Consider the following 3,365-nt stretch of genomic DNA (forward strand, 5'->3'; position numbering starts at 1 on the left):
GGCCCTATCCATCCCCGCATTAAAATACGGGGATTTTCGGGCGTTTTTCATTAAAATGATCCACATTTTTAATACCATCTCCTTCAGTACCTGGCTTACCTAAGCCAATTGATTCGCCAACGTCTTCTTTAGGATTCTTGATCAAATGATAAACATATGCGGCAACTGACTTACGTGATACTTCAGTATCCTTGATTGGTTCACCCTTCTTAGACTTTTCATAATCTACTTCATCTTTATTGTCCATCCAAGTTGGACGAATAATGGTGTAGTCTAAGCCAGATTCTTCAATTCTCTTAGCAGCCTTGGCATATTCAGTAATGTAGTCACCTAAAGTTTCCTTGTTCCATTCACCAAACTTGCCTGGAACTTCATCATAAATGCCCAAAGTAGAAATCCAAATCAATCTCTTAACGCAGGCATTCTTCATTGCTTCAATAACGGCTTCTGCTTCAAGATCAATATCATCTTTGCCGCCTAAGTTAGCGTAAACAATGTCTTGGCCCTTCATAGCTTTTTCAAGTTGTGCGGCATCAGTTGCGCTGCCTTCAAAGATTGTAGCTTGATTCTTTTTATCTTCCATACGCTTAGCATTACGTAAAAATAATGAAGGTTGAACTTCTTTATCTGCAAACAAAAATCTTTCAGCAATTTGGGCTACTTGTCCGTGAGCACCAAGTACTACAACTTTAACCATAATTTTTCTCCTTTTTAATTATTTACAAAATTCTTTAATCAAATCTAATAGCTTAAGGCTACGCACTGCATAGCTATCGTGTGTTTGACGTGGCATAATAACTAATCTCGCATTGGGCATAAATTGACTATACCAGCGAACGTGTTCCACCTTAACCCAATCTCTTTCTCCAACTACACAAAGTGTTGGTATCGTGATTTTCTTCAAATCATCAACAGAGATAAAGGACTCGGTTAATTCGACACGACTATCACGATCAAGCTTCAAAAAGCGGTGAAACCCTTCAGTTAAGTAGTGGTATGGACGAATGCCGGCACCATTAACAAATACTCCAGCAACAATCATTTTCTTAAAAATTGTTGGATATTTTCTAGCTAGCATCATCGCAACTAATCCACCTGCATCAAAACCGAAGCAGTAACATCCTTCGATGCCTACTTGCTTAATAAAGGCATAAACGTCTTCCACTTCAGTATGATAGTGTTCCGCAATATCACCTTCACTTAATCCATGACCACGCATATCGAGTACATAAACCGTGTAATAAAGAGAAAGTGGGGCAACGATTTTATCAAACATGCCCCCATCTAGATGGTGACCATGTAAAAGAAGCAAAGGTGCCCCTTTGCCTAGTTTATGATAATAAAATTCGATGCCATTAACTTTTTCTTTCATAAAAACCTCTCTTATTGAGCGTCACTATCACGCAAAGCTGAACGATCTAGCTTTTTACGCATCTTTTCTTCTTCACGATCTTTCATGATAGTTTTAATGATCTTGTGCCATACACGATAATTACCGCGAAAATTATCCGCTACCTTCTTAAAGTTAGGCTGGTGAATAATACTGCCTTTTCTTTGCCAATAATGATAATACGGCTTTTGAGTATAGTACACACCTCTAGCTACTGAAGTATATTTAACGTTAAAAATCTGATCCTCTAATAAAGAGATATCACGATCAAATCTTAAGTGATATTTATTGATAATCGTTGTTTTATAAGCTTTGTTCCAGCTATATCCCTTCATTGGTGAACCAAATACATTAGTTAATTTAAGGTAAGTTTCACCACGTGTTAAAAATCCACCTTCTGGGTGGCCAACAACACGTTCTTTTTTATCAGGGTAATCAATCCAATAACCGCATGATACAAGATTTACATTTGGATGTTCTTCAAAGGCATTAATAAAGAATGCAGTATAGCCTGGATCTACCCAATCATCGCCATCATGAAAGGTGACATATGGCGTGTCAATATACTTTATACCAACATTACGTGCGTCAGAAGGCCCTCCATTTTCCTTTTGAATTAATTTGAAATATGGAAAACGGGAGGCATAGCTTTGCGCTACCTCAACCGAATTGTCAGTTGAGCCATCATCAACCACAATTAGCTTAAATGCTTTATTAACTTGCTTAAGCAAAGCATCGAAAGCACGTGGCAAGTATTGTGCCGTATTATAAACCGGCATAATAATAGTTAACTTTGGCACTTGTAACATAATGTCCCCCTTTATTGCTACTTATTATATCATCTTTAAGAATCAGTTCGAAATTAAGAAAGTTTTAGAATATGCTCCTATTAAATTTTTAAAAATTTCTAGTATAATGAGGCGTATTAAACAGAATATATTTTCGATGAAGAGGAAGAAGATTAATCATGAAAAAATCACTTACATTAATTACGGCAATTTTGCTTAGCGTTGTCGCGATACTTTCTTTTGGCAAAAAACAGACAGTACTCGCTGACGACGACACCCCAGTGGTCACTCTGGGAACATCTTTAACCGAATCACAAAAACAAGGTACTCTGAAAACCTTAACTGCTCCATTAAATGGCGGCAATTATCAAACCATTACAGTTACTGGTTCAGACCTAGTTAAATATTTAAATCCATCTGGTGATAATTTCACCACTTCATCTGGTGTTTGGTCCAGTGCAATGATTCAAAAAACAAATAGTGGCTCTGGAATCAACGTTAAAATTTTAGACTATAACGGTAAAAACAATATCACAACTATTACCGCTAACCAATACAAAAATGCAGCTTTAACCGCAGGAATTACTGATGCTAATATTTATGTAACCAGTGCTATTCCGATTGATGGTTCTGGTGCTTTAGCCGGTGTTTATGCCGCATATGCTAAAAACGGTAATGCTTTAAATCAAAAACAAGTTAATGCAGCTCAAGATGAAATGAATACTTTGAGTGGCATTACCCAAGACAACAAGGGCAAAAAAGGTTATTCTGATGCTCAATTGAACAATGCGGTTGCTGGCGCCAAATCAGAAATGGCTAAACAAGGACAAAATATTTCTGACAGCCAAATTCGTGATATTGTGAATAATCAAATTAATATTAATCACTTAGGCAACACCATTAACAACAATCAAAAGAATCAAATTATTAATTTGTTAATTGAAATTCGTGATTCTGGTGCTTTAAAGAATGGAGATTTTAAAGGCCAAGCTGCTAAGCTTTCTAACCAAATTGAAAATGGTGCTAAGAACATCTTCAATAAATTCAACACTCCTGAAAACCGCAATCTTTTCCAACAAATTTGGGATAGCATTGTCAATTTCTTCAGTGGTTTGTTTAAGTAAACAAAAACGTGTCTGGGAAAAAACTAAATCCTAGGCCATGAAAAAAGAACGATGAAATTCTTC

At 36.5% G+C, this 3,365-nt stretch carries 4 protein-coding genes; 1 reads left to right on the plus strand and 3 read right to left on the minus strand.

Annotated elements, in window-relative coordinates; all coding sequences use genetic code 11:
* Positions 1 to 19: 19 nt before the first annotated feature.
* The 3 genes from CP357_RS09665 to CP357_RS09675 are packed head-to-tail and all read right to left on the minus strand — an operon-like array spanning position 20 to position 2,199.
* Positions 20 to 697, minus strand: coding sequence for an NAD(P)H-binding protein (locus CP357_RS09665; protein WP_098037196.1), 678 nt, complete (start codon positions 695 to 697; stop codon positions 20 to 22).
* 18 nt (positions 698 to 715) lie between these two features.
* The gene (locus CP357_RS09670; RefSeq protein ID WP_025005599.1) at positions 716 to 1,372 is read right to left on the minus strand and encodes an alpha/beta fold hydrolase; all 657 of its coding nucleotides are present in this window, start codon (positions 1,370 to 1,372) and stop codon (positions 716 to 718) included.
* Between the two features lie 11 nt (positions 1,373 to 1,383).
* Positions 1,384 to 2,199: a glycosyltransferase family 2 protein gene (locus CP357_RS09675; protein WP_098037197.1), complete on the minus strand. Its 816-nt coding sequence runs from the start codon at positions 2,197 to 2,199 to the stop codon at positions 1,384 to 1,386.
* Between the two features lie 158 nt (positions 2,200 to 2,357).
* Here CP357_RS09675 and CP357_RS09680 point away from each other — a divergent pair, with 158 nt between their 5' ends.
* A complete protein-coding gene (locus CP357_RS09680; protein WP_025005601.1) occupies positions 2,358 to 3,302 on the plus strand; it encodes a DUF1002 domain-containing protein in 945 nt (314 codons plus the stop codon).
* Positions 3,303 to 3,365 lie beyond the last annotated feature (63 nt).

Origin of the sequence: Lactobacillus sp. UMNPBX6 (assembly GCF_002553975.1) — a bacterium.
In the GTDB taxonomy this organism is placed as follows: domain Bacteria; phylum Bacillota; class Bacilli; order Lactobacillales; family Lactobacillaceae; genus Lactobacillus; species Lactobacillus gallinarum.